This is a genomic window from Butyrivibrio sp. AD3002 (assembly GCF_000420905.1).
In the GTDB taxonomy this organism is placed as follows: domain Bacteria; phylum Bacillota; class Clostridia; order Lachnospirales; family Lachnospiraceae; genus Butyrivibrio.
Map to the genome: position 1 here is coordinate 1 of NZ_ATVV01000024.1, position 12,905 is coordinate 12,905.

Here is a 12,905-nt window from a genome sequence, read left to right on the forward strand (position 1 = left end):
AATTCTATTGTACCATATCCGGTGAGGGGTTATTCATTTTTTATAGAGCAAAAACTCCGTATTTATGCGGCTTTCGGCGTTTTGCAAACGCCTATCACAATCAATCTATGGAGGGATATCTGATATGAAAAGAGAAAAAATAGCATGCTCCTGCAAAAACGTTAATTATGGCAAAATTCTCGATTCTGTAAAAAATGGCGCAGATACATATGAAAAAGTCCAGAAAGCGACCGGATGTGGTACAGGCTGCGGAAAATGCCGCGACTTCATCACTACCATGATCCGCAACATCATCATGTTTCCGGAAGATTACGAATAATCATAACCCAGATACCTGTGCTTCATCCCCAAATTTAGATGATTTTGAAAAAAAGAATAAATACACCCCAAAATCTATTTTTACAGCCGCATCAGCTACAACAATCCACAAAAGAGGAATACCGGGATTCATATACCCGACTGCAGCTATGATGATACATACAATTCCAAGCATTATCATGCTCGGGCCATGAACAACGAACCAAAGCAAAAAGTGGATTGCTGTTGCCAGAAGCACTCCCAGCCATATCTGTCTCCAATGCCAACCGGGGATAAATGGACCTGCTATAGCAAACATCAGAATGAACAGCGCCGCTATACTTATGTAAATCATCCTTATCTGTACTTTTGAGATGCTCCCCTGTGAAAGCTTTTTCCTAAGTTTTTTATTCACATTCACGCCAAAAAAGCAGGCATAATATCCAATAAGAAACACAAAAGGATTAACAAGAAACCTCCCACCCAAAACTGCGGAGATAATCAAAACTACTCCTATAAGCATGAGCCAAAGTCCGCATTGTTTCTTGTGATTAAATTCAAGCACTTCTTTCATTTTTCTCCTCTTTCAAATCAAGCCTCGTCATACCAGCCTTTACATACGTCGCACCATCCCTCTGCATCGACAGCTTTTTCAAGTTCATCAGGGGAAAGCTTAACGGATGTAAACTCATTCCCACCCGCCGGATGAACATATTCAAAGCGCTTCATCGAAACATCAAGCCAGATCGGGACTCCCGATTTTACTGCAAAAGGACATACTCCTCCGGGCTGAAAACCTGTCAATTCTTCAACAAGGTCCCTTGCCACCATTGAAGGCTTTGTGTGGAACTGCGCTTTGAATTTCGAACTATTAACTCTCCCATCTCCGGCCATTACAACGATTACAGGCTTCTCCTCAACCATGAAAGATAACGTCTTTGCAATTTCTGCTTCGCTGCAGCCTATCTGCTGAGCTGCATGCTCAACTGTATCGATGGTTTCAGCATGCTCAGTTAATCTGTCCCCAAAATTCCTTCTGATAAGATACTCTTTTACTGTTTCGTTTACCATTTCAATCCTCCCCGGCCACTATCATCAAGCATTTCTGTCCATATTTTATCACGTTATGAATCAGGTCAAACATTCATATGGCAAAATATTCTTTTTTCACCTTTCTATTTTATGCCTGACACATAGAAACATGCTAAAATGGTAGCCATGAAGGTTTTAGCAAAAATGGAGGGATTCGTATGAAGAGTTTTAAAAAGCTACTTATCTTATCAGCTGTTGTAGGACTGTTTGGGATGGCCCGCATACCTGCTCATGCAACAACGTATGATTCAGGAAGCAACACATATCCACTGGAAATAGGTGCAGGTGATGAAATAACTGCCGGCACATATACAGGAGAGATACATTTAAATGCAGGCGGAATCATAAGCGGCGGCACATTCAACGGGAATGTTACCGTATATGGTGATGACCTTTATACAGCGACCATAAGCGGCGGCACATTTAACGGTGAAGTTCGCCTTAATGAGTACGCAACAGTTACTAATGGTACATTTAATGATCATGTGATGCTCGGCGTTGGAAATATATCTGGCGGGTCGTTTAGTAATCTGCAGGTAATGTATTCAACCCCGTCTTTTAACATGGCATCTCAGGTTACAGGATGCACGATAACAGGACAGATTTCCGTTTTAAGTCCAAATGGCTACACTGTGAAACCTGTTATATCAGGAATAACAGCAACTTCAAGTGCTACTTTTCTTGATGTTTCTGCCCTTCCGGAATCTGACTGGGCTGGCATTTTTACGGCAGCAAGCGACCAGCATAAGACAGTTACATTATCCATTAATCCCCTCAGGACAATGGCGCTGCAAAATGTCCGTGCCGGCAGGTTTGATAAAATAAACCTGAAATTCGATCCTAATGGCGGAAGCGGAAACATGGCTGACGGTTTTGCATATAAGTATGGCTCGAGCGGTCTGCCCAATAATACCTTCACAAAAAGTGGAGCTACGTTTAAAGGATGGAGCACAAAAAAGTACGGGGCACCTGCCTATACAAATGAGGCTATTGTTTCGGGGACAAACCTTGGTAATGTAGGAGAAACAACCACCCTATATGCGATATGGAGCGATACTCCTGAAAATGAGCCCTCTGCCAATGAAGCTCCAGGAAATGAGAGTGGCCAGAAAAAATCAGATAAAGCGGAGCCACAGAATAACGAACAGGCTCAGAACAGTAAAGACACTCCTGCAGAAACTGGTTTAAAGCCCGGAGAGGAAACTGCAGATAAGTCAGGCACCAAGGTAAAGGCATCTTCTGATGGAAATGCAGTCACAGTAACGGGAACAAAAAACAAGAAGACCGTGAAGATCGGAAAGACCGTTACAATAGGCGATAATAAGTATCCTGTAACAGCACTCGGAAAAAAGGCCGTTACCGGCAAGAGAGTAAAAAACGTTACCATTGACGCAAAAAATCTTACTTCAGTCGATAAAAATGCTTTTTCAGGAGCCAAAAACTTAAAAAATGTTACGATAAAAGGCGTAAAGAAAGGCTCAAAGATAGCAAAGAAGATTGAAAAAGCTGCTAGAAAAGCGAATAAGAATGTCAAAATAATATATAAATAAAAATAACCATTCTTCGAGGGAAAGAATTTTGTTTTAGGGGAAATATGTATGAAAAAAGTGTGCTACTCTCACTTGGAAGAAGCAGGCCAAAGGCGGCATCAAAGGCTATGAGATACAGTACAGCACAGATAAGAATTTCAAGAAGGATGTTAAGTCTGTAACAGTCGGCAAAACCAAAACAACTACAAAGACGATTAAAAAGCTTAAGTCCGGCAAAAAGTATTATTTCAGAATTCGTACCTTCAAAAAATCAGGCTCTGACAGAATTTATTCTGAATGGAGTAAAACCAAGAATATCAAAGTAAAATAATATATGCCCTGTGTCGCGTTTCTAGCCGCAACACAGGGCCTTCTTTATGAAAACCTAATTGCTACTCCCATTTCTTCCACACTTCAGGCTGATACCCCAGTGTGGACTGCTTTCCATTCCTTACAACCGGTGTCTTAATGATCTGCTGGTTCTCAAGAAGCTTCTCCAGCTTGTCCTCATCAGCAATATACTTCAAAAGGGCTACGGCATCCTTATCCTTCGCATTGGGGTTCACCATGTTCATGATGCCTCCATTGGCACTGGCAACTGATGTGAGCTCGCCCTTACTCATGCCTTTTTCCTTCATATCAACGAACTGGAACTTTATGTCGCGCTCTTTGAAAAATCGCTCTGCTTTCTTTGTATCATTACACTTTTTCGTACCGAATATCTGTATCAACGTGCTACCTCCATATGCTGCCTGCTGCCAAAGCCGTCTTTTTTCAGATCAGAATCCAAATAATCATAACTCGTAGCCACAACCTTGATGAGATTCATAGGCTCCGGAAGTTTTTTCATGACATCAACCGGAATCTTCTTATGTTCCATTATCTTCAGGTACTCATCGGAAAAAGGTTCCACCATACCGGCAATGCCCTCTACCTGAAGGCTCTTAAGCTGTCCGAATCCACCATATGATTCAAATATAGCCAGGCCAACATTCTTGTTTTCTTTTAGCCCCTTGAACTTAAGACCTCCCTCTGAAAAGAAATAAAAATCACCATCCACATAGTTGTATTCAATAGGCGTATTTCTCACCATTTCCGAAGAAGCCGTTGCAAGCGCACAGGTATTATGTCCTTTTATAAAGCTCTCAATTTTCTCCTCAAGCGCAGCCTTCTCCATATGTACTGATTCTTTATCCTTCAAAATCCAATGATTTGCTGCTGATTCATAATCCATTTCCCACATTTTTCATTACTCCTAAAACAAATTGTTAGCACTATTATACTCTATCAGCCGTGTAAATAGGCCAACGAATAACCTTTTGATGGGCAAACCACCTACCAAAATCCGAGTCCTATGCCTAATTCAAGTGATGAAAATAATGAAGGCGGCAAAGATCTGTGTATAGCAGCCCTTGCATGTTGGATTATCGGCAATCTAATGTTGTTTACAGAGGTAGCAATAGTAGCCGGCTTCCTGCTTATAGCGGGCTTTGTAATTGCACTTATTGCGATGGAAAAGTATCCCGGAAGTAAGTTTGCCAAAACACTTACAATTTTATTTGTCATTGAGATAATTATCGTAATTATAGGCATACTCTATGTAATTCATACATGCATGTCCTGTCTTAATGGTGGCTGTTCAGAAATGGGTTAAAAAACCTCAACTAAAAAGAGCGGAACCTCTTACGAAGCACCGCTCAGCATAAACACTATTACTTTTTAAATAATCCACCGGCGAGATTCTTGATATCTCCCAGATCCAGCTTGCCGTCAGCAACTGCTGCCTGTACCATCTTGATGTCCGATTCACTGACATCGATGTTTGCTTTCTTGAACAGCTCCTTTGCCTGTGTCGGATCAGCCTTCGCAATCTGAGCCATCAGCTCCTTGTTACCATTGATCTGCTTGATGATTTCCGCAATGTCTGCCATACCTAACCTCCTTCATTATGAAAAACTTAATTGTTAGCAATATTATACTCCACCGGTAGAGCAAATTGGCAAATAACCAAAGGGGGGCATGTGATTTGTAAATGAAAAGGCTTTTTCGAGCATTTGGTACCCATCAATTTTCAAATCATGGGTACCAAGTCATTAAAAAGGTCTTCTCATTTACTTTTGGGTTTGAACCCACATTAAAATAAGGCTAAAATGTATACCAGAACGCTAAAGTACGCACTATGCATACTATTTGGTATTGGTTGCCTTACTGTATGCGTATTTGGTTTTATACTTTAATAGGGAATTATATGGAAGAAGAGCTTATTACTATGGATTATGATTGTGGCTTTTCCAATGATAATAAATGGTTCAGATATCGAGCTGCGGCTATTATCGTTGAAGAAGGATGTGTTCTTTTTGCAGGAAATGAAATTGATGATTATTACTACTCTATCGGAGGCGCTGTTCACATAGGAGAAACAGCTGAAGATGCCGTGAAAAGAGAAGTGCTGGAGGAGACCGGCGTCGCTTATGAAATCGATCGCCTTGCTGTGATTCATGAAAACTTTTTTACCGAGAATCAAGGCTCTTTAAAAGGAATGGATTGTCACGAGATAGCAATGTATTTCCTTATGAAGCCAAGGGGAACCAAAGAACTTCAAAGTGACAGCTATACTCAAGGAGTTAAAGAAAACATGTACTGGCTTCCGATCTCGGAACTGGACAAATACAGAGCTTTTCCGACATTTATGAAGGAGTATCTCCAGAAGGAACATAGTGGGGTAGAACATATTGTATCAAATGAAACTAAAAAAGCTACAAAACGCTGAGATCACAACTATATATCAGGAGCGTCTGGTTCACGATTTTATCGAGGATGAGCTCAAAAAGCTCCCGGTCATTCTCAAAGCTGTTGATGATGGAATATATGAGTGTCTGGGGATTTATGATGATTCTGAGATAATCGGGTACACATTCCTTGTGAAACAGGGAATGAATTACCTTGTGGACTATCTTGCTGTTTATCCAAAGCACAGGAATAAAGGTCTTGGCGGTGAAATCATCAGGATGCTTCGTGAATATATGTCAGAAGCCGGGCTTGTTATCCTTGAGGTAGAAGATCCCGCTTATACTAATGACCGCGACCTTAAAGCGCTGCAAACAAGGCGCATAGGTTTTTACAAACGGAATGGCTGCATCGATACAGGACTCAAAGTTAGGTGCTTTGGCGTCCCTTTTATCATACTTGTGCTTGAAAATAGCACTATCATATCCAATGAAAAACTGTGGGAGTTGTACCGGTCCTTTTATGGGGCAGTTTTTTCAATGGATATAGTAGAGAAAAATATAGAGTATCTGGGAGGATGAAAGAGCATAGGGCATCTTTTAAAGACGCCCTATTATTCTATACACTTTTTAATGATGTCTTTGATCATTTCAGCATAAGAGTTGTACTTTTTCAATTTCTTGTACAGAAAATTATCTAACTTATAATATGATTTATCTTCAAAGCTATATATGTAAAGCAAGGTTTCACTTTCGGCAAAAGACAATCTCTTTTCCTTGTCTCCCTGAGATCGCATATCATTGTATTCCAGTAGACCATATACTGTTCTATCCGGAATCTCTTCAAGTAATTCCTCATCTACTCCATATATCATGCATCCGTTATATTCAAGGCCATCCATTTCCTTCAAAAAGTCTATATGCTCAGAAGGAATCTCTACTTGAAAACGCTTCTTGGTTTCTTCCGCTAATCTTTTGATTCCCTCCTCTGTAGCAGGGGGATTTATTTCATCACCCCATCGAGATAACTCCTCTTTGATTTTTCCAATTTCTGCTTCCCACATATATGATCTTCCTCTTGAAAAATTAACTATTTTTTCTCTTGCTCAAAAATATTACAAATACGCTCCATCTTCACATGAGGAATTCCATCCTCCATGAACACATCAGAAACCACCTCAAAGCCTTCTTTTGCATAGTATCCAATAGCATATTCCTGGGCTTCAAGATATATTTTCTGTGCTTTAAGCCTGTTTATAGCTATATCGACTCCCTTATGAAGCATTGCTCCTCCGATGCCTTTACCATGCTCCAGAGTCACTACTCTGCCAATCTGTGCGACGCCTGCGGTATCATCATGATCTTTCCAAAAAACTCTGAGGCACCCTGCAACTCTTCCCGAATCATTCCAGCAAAATACATGAATTGCATCCTGATCCTTGTCATCCAGATCCTGGTAAATACACTCCTGTTCAGTGACAAATATTTCAAATCTTGTTTTTAAAATCTCATAAAGCTCTCTTGTGCTTAGCTCATTAAAATGCTTAATTACAAAATCCATCTTTTTCTCCAAATATCTTCACTTACTCCTCACTCAGAAGTCTCTTTAAAAGCTGCTCCTTGTTCTCTATGAACATTTTTGTAATCTGATAACTGTCCGTATCCTCGTACTCGATCGGATGTATCTGACCATCATCAAAGCTCAGAATTTCCGCCCCGGGTATACCAAGAAGGATTGGCGAATGCGTTACCATGATGAACTGCGAATCTTCCTTGGCGCAGTTCACTATCTCGATAAGAAGTGTAAGCTGTCTCTGTGGCGATAGAGCAGCCTCAGGCTCGTCCAAAAGGTATAAGCCATGCCCCTTAAAATTTGTTTGAACCAATTGGAGAAAACTCTCACCATGAGAACGCTCATGAAACTGCTGACGTATTCCCCTTGGATCTTCCCTGCTGTACATCTCCTCTGCCGTCGCCACATTATAAAAACTCTCAGCCCTAAGAAAATATCCCCATCCCGGTTTGCTCACACCTCTCGAAAGTCTTATCGCATCGCACAATTCGGAGTGTGAATCATAGGTTGAAAAACTGTAATTCTTCGTCCCACCCTCCGGGTTAAAACCATAATTTACAGCAATTGCTTCAAGCACGGTCGATTTCCCACTGCCATTCTCTCCAACAAATATGGTTATATTCTTGTTAAAAGAAAGATAATCCAGATCCTTGATAGCTTCTATTCCACGTAAATAGCTCCGTTTATTTATCTTATCCCAGTTGATGCTCACCCCTTGAATTGGCAAGCTGCACATTTCATCCAGCATAGAAAAACCTCTTCATCGTGTGCCAATGCCATACCATATGCTCCATCTTTTTTTCCTAACAAATTGCTAGCAATATTATACTCTAACTGCCATGCAAATGGACAAAAGAATACCCCAGTCAGCTCTGCATCGGTTCGGCACTGATTTGCACCTCCTGCAACAATTACCTCCTCTTATCTGTTCCATATATATAGACCACTATCCGGAGGACATTGAGAATCATGAAAAAACGCATTTGGGTACATATACTAATATTAGCAACACTTTCACTACTTGCACTCATACCGGTCAGAAGACTTACAGGTACCAAGTACTCCTATTCAAAGGATGATTTTATCGGACTTATTAACGGAGGAAGCGGCATAAACCGCAGCGATAAGATAGAAGATACCAGTGTCCTTGCTATAGTAAAAATGAATGGCAATGTTTTAAAAACAGAGTGGGATTATATAGATTTTATGGTTGATACATATGGCTTCGAAGCATCTGACTTTGATAATATGGATATCATACAGTTTGTAACCGATTTTTCTCTCGATACACAGATTGCTTCCAGAGAAGACGCTTGGAAAATATACAAATACACCGCTGATATATATCAATATACTGATATGACCAGAATGTACAATTTCATCTACAGAGATACCAATGAATCCGTACAAAAAGGTGATACTATCGTTAAGATAGGTTATTACTTTAACGAAGGTACCTTTGCACAGAGCTCTGTTTTTGATATTACAGAGGGAGTCTTCTATGTTGACGATCTGACAGCTCACAATATTCCTGACGGGGTAAGAGAGGAATTAAAAACCTTTGCAGAAAGATATCATTTGGATGAATGGAATAAAATACCTGTAGATGAGCCTACCGATCCTGATAGCACCGCAAACTATGCATGGCGCCTTGTATTTGTGACCGAGAGCGGCAATACCTGCTCCTACTATGGCGGGCTTGGGTATACAGATCCCAAGGGTTCTTACGATGCTATGTCAGAACTTACAGCAATGATAGAGACAATATGAATTTATTGATTGGAGGAACCGAGGATGGAAAAAAAGAAAAGTAGACATAGTCTGTTATGGGCTGTCATTTTCTTTATTCTTTGTTTTGCAAATAGCTGGTGGAGTGACACGCTGTTTGATAACCTATTTATTTTCGCACTATTGGTATACCCAATACTTTTAATCATACTGATTGTTTGCATTGTCAAAATCATTAAAGACTTAAAGGGAGAAAGGACAGTTCAGGGCGGCCTGGCATTGGTTTTGCTTATAGGAACATACTCTGTGTGTTCCCTTTTCCCTTTTGGGGCAGTCAAAGTAAAGGCTGACTACATGCGCCTTACGCCAATGAGACAGGAAGTGGTGGACAAAATATCTAGCGGAGAAATTGGCGGATCATCAGCTCTGGTCAACCTGCCTGCCAAGTATAAACGGGCATCAAGTGATGGCACGGTCTATGTCTATGAAAATGACAAAGATGGTATAGAAGTGGGATTTTGGGAATTCAGAGGGATGCTATCCGGTTCCAGAATTGTGATGTATGCTGATGGAGGTGAAGCGCAGATCCGAGACAATGAAGGCGGACATCCCGTTGTATCAGTAGAGTCCTTAGGTGGCAACTGGTATTATGTAGTGACAGATTACTAATAGTGGGCAGGGTGAGACTCGAACTCACGCTGTTTCTCTTGTCAGGGTTTTACAGACCCCTGCCTTCGCCGCTAGGCTACCTACCCAAAATGATCCCCACCGGACTTGAACCGAGTATCCCAGCCTTGAAAGGGCTGTGTCCTAACCTTTAGACTAGGGGACCGTGCACGGAGCCATGTTTACTCACAGCTCCACTATATAATTTTATATTAGGCGCTGACTTGCGCCTGAATACCGGTATCAATAACAATAATGTCATCCATAGGAACACCTAAAACACCGATAAGACAATCCGGCATCCTGACGCAACTTTGCTATGTTTTTTCCGGTTGCCACCATATCAATGGCAGGAATTGTAACCATGTTGATCTCCTTTCCTTTCTGCAAAAAAATACCGCCTGCCTCATCAAAGGTAAGCGGTACGCAAAACATGTTTATCTATCTGCTCTGATCCTATTGTCTTTGGATCCGTGCTAAAACAACACTTTCTCGCATTTGCCTATCTTTAAATGAGCGCATGAAATCAAATCCCCACTCATATTTATACTGGAGTGCTGATTCATAACTTTCATTATTCAGGCAATACATGCGATTAATTGTTGTCATGTCTCTTTCCTTTCCGGGAGCCTTCTGTCTGCTCCGCTTATCTCTTTCTATATCATATAGTAACACCGATATACTTAGCAGTCTATTATACTCGTAGTATAAAACTCCTTAGTAAAAAAGCCCCTCCGCCATTTAACACCGAAGCTCACTCCTTCCAAATACAATAGCCCAATCCTTAAACAGAATTATCCTTTTTTAGCTTCTGACTCCGACGATATAAAGCAAAACTGATGCAGATCGCCGCAATTGAAATAATCAGACATGTATACAGAACCGGTCTCAGAAGGGTAGCATATTCTGTTTCCTCAAAGATTCCATCCATATGCAGTTTTATTGAAAAATAGATCCAGTAGGCCGTAGAAGCAAAAGCAACAATCCATAAACCTACACGAATCACAAATAATCTCTTTATCTCTGCACTTATTTTATCCGACATCACTCGTCTCCTCAGAATAAGATATTCAATAATCACGATACCAATATTATAAGCTAATCTAACCTAAATCCCAATGTCAAAAAGAGCTCTCAGATCATATGTCTGAGAGCTCACATAATACCTAATCTTGTTATTTATTTTAATTTCTTAACCTTTGCCTGTTTTTGAAAAAATGCCACGCCATAACACAATATCTGTTCATATCCATATAGGCCTTCAGCATACTTCATGTCAATTATCTGTTGAATTGCTTCATTGCAATCTTTATCCAAATCCGATTCCTTTTTAGACTTCTTCGCCTCAATAATGATTGCCCTTCGATTCTTTTTATCCTTCAATAAGATATCCGGTCTGCCCAAGCCCTTTTCCTTATTAGATTCGACATTGTAGCCTCTTCCAACAAAAATACCTGCAAGGAATGCATGATAATAATCTTCATGATAGTCGTTATAACTAATTGTATTCCATAAAAGATCTGATATTATCTTAGTTGCTTTATCCTGATTGTTTTCCCATAATGCCAATAACAATTCAGAAATTGATTTCTTATCAGCAGTATCATTAAAAAATTCCACGACAGTATCTTCAAAAATCGTCGCTATTTCCATATTTGGAATACGAAGCGATACTGTTTCCGAGGCTTCACTCTGATCAGCCTTTGAAACATATCCGGTCATCAGAAGAACACTCCACAGATTATCTTCTGATGAATGTAATGTATCATATGTTAACTGATCCGTTATCTTTGATATTACAGATCCGCCGTTTAACAATTCTTCAAATTTATCAGCAACATCAAAATCTGTACGTTTAACAAATGTAAGCAAAATGCTGTTATGACTTGTATTTTTCCAATAATTCTTAGGTAATAGATTAGTATCCTTTTTCAGATCTGAAAGATAATTTATCACATCCCAGGGACAATATAGCGAATTGCTTCCAAAAATATATCCGTTATACCATTCTCTAACTGATTCCTTTACATCCTCTCTACCTGCTGCAGCAAGAATTTCATCAACATCCTTATCAAGGAACCCAAAATATTTAGAAAAACCCTCATCTAAAACCGAATAGGATGCAAAATTATTTGTTCCAGTAAATATACTCTCCTTAGCAATGCGAAGGCATCCTGTTATTACAGCAAACTGCAAAAACTCATTATCTTTAAGAGCACTACTCATTATCCCCTTAATCACATCGAGCATCCTTGAATAGTAAGAATTCTCTCTTGTATCCTTTTCACTGGCTTTCGCAAGCGGTACATCATATTCATCAATTAGGAGAATTGAATTCTTACCATAAACAGCATTCATCATTCTCATAATTGTTTTCAGCGAATTCTTTACATCCGCTTCATCAGCTTCCTGAGCCTTAAGCTTCATAAAAATTCGTTCATCATCTTTATCAACTACTGTATCAATAAAAATTGGTGCAAGCTCTTTACAAAGATCTGCCAGCTTGGTCTCCAGCATTTTATATGCACCTTCAAACGTCTCAGCTTCCACGTCCTTAAAGGAGACAAATAGCACCGGATACTGATTCATCCACGTCTTACAAAAGTCTTGATGCCCAGAGATATCAAGACCATCAAACAAAGTATGACTATCCTTCCTAATATTGAAGAAGTTTTCCATCATACTCATCATCAATGTTTTACCGAATCTTCTAGGTCTGGTAAATAAACTTACCGCATTATCAGTATCATGCACAAGCTCATATAAAATCTCGGTCTTATCAACGTAATAATTACCGGATTCTCGGATATCTCTAAAATCGGATTTACCTACACCAACTTTAAACTCCATCTTCTGGCTCCTCTACATCTATCTCTGTTCTATGAAAATTATAAAATTTATACATAGCTCTTTCAAGAAGTTAACTTACCCATATCGGCATTTTTTGCTATTTTTTGCAGGTAATGGTACATTCTCTAACTCCTTTACAATCCCCCATACATATCTGTTTGGGAGAATTCCCCCACTTAATTAACTTTATCTAGCTTCTTCCCTGAATCCAAATATGATTCTGTATGGCTTAACAAATTGATCCTTAGCTTTTAGTACATCGGGCGTTATGGGTCTAGCAATACTACTAGCCTTTACCTTTTCGTACCATGCCTTAACTTCACCATTAAATCTTTCCATTTCTTGTAAATCTGTTTGTATTGCAGTCATTGCGTGCCTCCTAAAAATTTAGATTGCGGTCAACTTCTGTACATCAAAGCACCACTACCACTGCCCACAATTTAA

The 12,905-nt window shown here is 39.8% G+C and carries 18 protein-coding genes, 2 tRNA genes and 1 pseudogene; 8 read left to right on the top strand and 13 right to left on the bottom strand.

What is annotated here, in order from left to right; genetic code table 11:
- Positions 1–124 precede the first annotated feature (124 nt).
- On the top strand, positions 125–319 hold the full coding sequence (locus tag G596_RS0115065; protein WP_044928819.1) for a (2Fe-2S)-binding protein: 195 nt from the start codon (positions 125–127) through the stop codon (positions 317–319).
- Here the strand turns inward: G596_RS0115065 and G596_RS0115070 are convergent, their stop codons facing one another.
- The gene (locus G596_RS0115070; protein WP_022762658.1) at positions 320–871 is read right to left on the bottom strand and encodes a DUF6609 family protein; all 552 of its coding nucleotides are present in this window, start codon (positions 869–871) and stop codon (positions 320–322) included.
- A 17-nt stretch (positions 872–888) separates the two neighbouring features.
- On the bottom strand, positions 889–1,368 hold the full coding sequence (locus tag G596_RS0115075) for a YbaK/EbsC family protein (protein WP_022762659.1): 480 nt from the start codon (positions 1,366–1,368) through the stop codon (positions 889–891).
- A 179-nt stretch (positions 1,369–1,547) separates the two neighbouring features.
- Here G596_RS0115075 and G596_RS0115080 point away from each other — a divergent pair, with 179 nt between their 5' ends.
- Positions 1,548–2,939 carry an InlB B-repeat-containing protein gene (locus G596_RS0115080; protein ID WP_022762660.1) on the top strand — a complete coding sequence of 464 codons (1,392 nt, stop codon included), beginning with the start codon at positions 1,548–1,550 and terminating at the stop codon, positions 2,937–2,939.
- 73 nt (positions 2,940–3,012) lie between these two features.
- A pseudogene (locus G596_RS25995) lies at positions 3,013–3,249 on the top strand (fibronectin type III domain-containing protein); the annotation flags it as partial.
- A gap of 61 nt (positions 3,250–3,310) precedes the next feature.
- Here the strand turns inward: G596_RS25995 and G596_RS0115090 are convergent.
- Both G596_RS0115090 and G596_RS0115095 read right to left on the bottom strand, forming a co-directional pair.
- Positions 3,311–3,649: an arsenate reductase family protein gene (locus G596_RS0115090; protein ID WP_022762662.1), complete on the bottom strand. Its 339-nt coding sequence runs from the start codon at positions 3,647–3,649 to the stop codon at positions 3,311–3,313.
- Positions 3,646–4,161, bottom strand: coding sequence for a pyridoxamine 5'-phosphate oxidase family protein (locus G596_RS0115095; RefSeq protein WP_022762663.1), 516 nt, complete (start codon positions 4,159–4,161; stop codon positions 3,646–3,648). The genes G596_RS0115090 and G596_RS0115095 overlap by 4 nt, the downstream gene beginning before the upstream one ends.
- 111 nt (positions 4,162–4,272) lie before the next feature.
- On the opposite strand from G596_RS0115095, the gene G596_RS0115100 reads away from it, so the two are divergent.
- A complete protein-coding gene (locus G596_RS0115100; protein ID WP_022762664.1) occupies positions 4,273–4,572 on the top strand; it encodes a hypothetical protein in 300 nt (99 codons plus the stop codon).
- Positions 4,573–4,630: 58 nt separating this feature from the next.
- On the opposite strand, the gene G596_RS0115105 is transcribed toward G596_RS0115100, so the two are convergent.
- The gene (locus G596_RS0115105; protein WP_022762665.1) at positions 4,631–4,849 is read right to left on the bottom strand and encodes a hypothetical protein; all 219 of its coding nucleotides are present in this window, start codon (positions 4,847–4,849) and stop codon (positions 4,631–4,633) included.
- 317 nt (positions 4,850–5,166) lie between these two features.
- Here G596_RS0115105 and G596_RS0115110 point away from each other — a divergent pair, with 317 nt between their 5' ends.
- A complete protein-coding gene (locus G596_RS0115110; protein ID WP_022762666.1) occupies positions 5,167–5,688 on the top strand; it encodes an NUDIX hydrolase in 522 nt (173 codons plus the stop codon).
- Entirely contained in the window at positions 5,660–6,226 is a 567-nt protein-coding gene (locus G596_RS0115115; protein ID WP_022762667.1) for a GNAT family N-acetyltransferase, read from the top strand. Before G596_RS0115110 ends, G596_RS0115115 begins: the two co-directional genes overlap by 29 nt.
- 32 nt (positions 6,227–6,258) lie before the next feature.
- On the opposite strand, the gene G596_RS0115120 is transcribed toward G596_RS0115115, so the two are convergent.
- The 3 genes from G596_RS0115120 to G596_RS0115130 are packed head-to-tail and all read right to left on the bottom strand — an operon-like array spanning position 6,259 to position 7,965.
- On the bottom strand, positions 6,259–6,708 hold the full coding sequence (locus G596_RS0115120) for a YrhA family protein (protein ID WP_022762668.1): 450 nt from the start codon (positions 6,706–6,708) through the stop codon (positions 6,259–6,261).
- A gap of 26 nt (positions 6,709–6,734) precedes the next feature.
- Entirely contained in the window at positions 6,735–7,205 is a 471-nt protein-coding gene (locus G596_RS0115125) for a GNAT family N-acetyltransferase (RefSeq protein WP_022762669.1), read from the bottom strand.
- 22 nt (positions 7,206–7,227) lie between these two features.
- Entirely contained in the window at positions 7,228–7,965 is a 738-nt protein-coding gene (locus tag G596_RS0115130) for an AAA family ATPase (RefSeq protein WP_022762670.1), read from the bottom strand.
- A 221-nt stretch (positions 7,966–8,186) separates the two neighbouring features.
- Between G596_RS0115130 and G596_RS0115135 the strand changes: the two genes are divergently transcribed.
- Together G596_RS0115135 and G596_RS25605 are read left to right on the top strand one after the other, a co-directional pair.
- The gene (locus G596_RS0115135) at positions 8,187–8,987 is read left to right on the top strand and encodes a hypothetical protein (protein ID WP_022762671.1); all 801 of its coding nucleotides are present in this window, start codon (positions 8,187–8,189) and stop codon (positions 8,985–8,987) included.
- 24 nt (positions 8,988–9,011) lie between these two features.
- Positions 9,012–9,614: a hypothetical protein gene (locus tag G596_RS25605; protein WP_022762672.1), complete on the top strand. Its 603-nt coding sequence runs from the start codon at positions 9,012–9,014 to the stop codon at positions 9,612–9,614.
- Positions 9,615–9,617: 3 nt separating this feature from the next.
- Here the strand turns inward: G596_RS25605 and G596_RS0115145 are convergent.
- The 5 genes from G596_RS0115145 to G596_RS0115170 form a co-directional block, all read right to left on the bottom strand.
- Positions 9,618–9,700, bottom strand: a tRNA-Tyr gene (locus G596_RS0115145).
- A gap of 4 nt (positions 9,701–9,704) precedes the next feature.
- Positions 9,705–9,777 (bottom strand) — tRNA-Glu (locus G596_RS0115150).
- 618 nt (positions 9,778–10,395) lie between these two features.
- Positions 10,396–10,656, bottom strand: coding sequence for a hypothetical protein (locus G596_RS0115160; RefSeq protein WP_022762673.1), 261 nt, complete (start codon positions 10,654–10,656; stop codon positions 10,396–10,398).
- Positions 10,657–10,790: 134 nt separating this feature from the next.
- On the bottom strand, positions 10,791–12,461 hold the full coding sequence (locus tag G596_RS0115165) for an AAA family ATPase (RefSeq protein WP_022762674.1): 1,671 nt from the start codon (positions 12,459–12,461) through the stop codon (positions 10,791–10,793).
- Positions 12,462–12,647: 186 nt separating this feature from the next.
- The gene (locus G596_RS0115170; RefSeq protein WP_022762675.1) at positions 12,648–12,830 is read right to left on the bottom strand and encodes a hypothetical protein; all 183 of its coding nucleotides are present in this window, start codon (positions 12,828–12,830) and stop codon (positions 12,648–12,650) included.
- Between the last annotated feature and the right edge of the window lie 75 nt (positions 12,831–12,905).

Coding starts and splice junctions, on each gene's coding strand:
- G596_RS0115165 (WP_022762674.1), bottom strand. CDS start 12,461: ATGGAGTTTAAAGTTGGTGTAGGTAAATCCGATTTTAGAGATATCCGA.
- G596_RS0115160 (WP_022762673.1), bottom strand. CDS start 10,656: ATGTCGGATAAAATAAGTGCAGAGATAAAGAGATTATTTGTGATTCGT.
- G596_RS0115130 (WP_022762670.1), bottom strand. CDS start 7,965: ATGCTGGATGAAATGTGCAGCTTGCCAATTCAAGGGGTGAGCATCAAC.
- G596_RS0115095 (WP_022762663.1), bottom strand. CDS start 4,161: ATGTGGGAAATGGATTATGAATCAGCAGCAAATCATTGGATTTTGAAG.
- G596_RS0115120 (WP_022762668.1), bottom strand. CDS start 6,708: ATGTGGGAAGCAGAAATTGGAAAAATCAAAGAGGAGTTATCTCGATGG.
- G596_RS0115110 (WP_022762666.1), top strand. CDS start 5,167: ATGGAAGAAGAGCTTATTACTATGGATTATGATTGTGGCTTTTCCAAT.
- G596_RS0115125 (WP_022762669.1), bottom strand. CDS start 7,205: ATGGATTTTGTAATTAAGCATTTTAATGAGCTAAGCACAAGAGAGCTT.
- G596_RS0115170 (WP_022762675.1), bottom strand. CDS start 12,830: ATGACTGCAATACAAACAGATTTACAAGAAATGGAAAGATTTAATGGT.
- G596_RS25605 (WP_022762672.1), top strand. CDS start 9,012: ATGGAAAAAAAGAAAAGTAGACATAGTCTGTTATGGGCTGTCATTTTC.
- G596_RS0115135 (WP_022762671.1), top strand. CDS start 8,187: ATGAAAAAACGCATTTGGGTACATATACTAATATTAGCAACACTTTCA.
- G596_RS0115100 (WP_022762664.1), top strand. CDS start 4,273: ATGCCTAATTCAAGTGATGAAAATAATGAAGGCGGCAAAGATCTGTGT.
- G596_RS0115115 (WP_022762667.1), top strand. CDS start 5,660: ATGAAACTAAAAAAGCTACAAAACGCTGAGATCACAACTATATATCAG.
- G596_RS0115105 (WP_022762665.1), bottom strand. CDS start 4,849: ATGGCAGACATTGCGGAAATCATCAAGCAGATCAATGGTAACAAGGAG.
- G596_RS0115070 (WP_022762658.1), bottom strand. CDS start 871: ATGAAAGAAGTGCTTGAATTTAATCACAAGAAACAATGCGGACTTTGG.
- G596_RS0115065 (WP_044928819.1), top strand. CDS start 125: ATGAAAAGAGAAAAAATAGCATGCTCCTGCAAAAACGTTAATTATGGC.
- G596_RS0115080 (WP_022762660.1), top strand. CDS start 1,548: ATGAAGAGTTTTAAAAAGCTACTTATCTTATCAGCTGTTGTAGGACTG.
- G596_RS0115075 (WP_022762659.1), bottom strand. CDS start 1,368: ATGGTAAACGAAACAGTAAAAGAGTATCTTATCAGAAGGAATTTTGGG.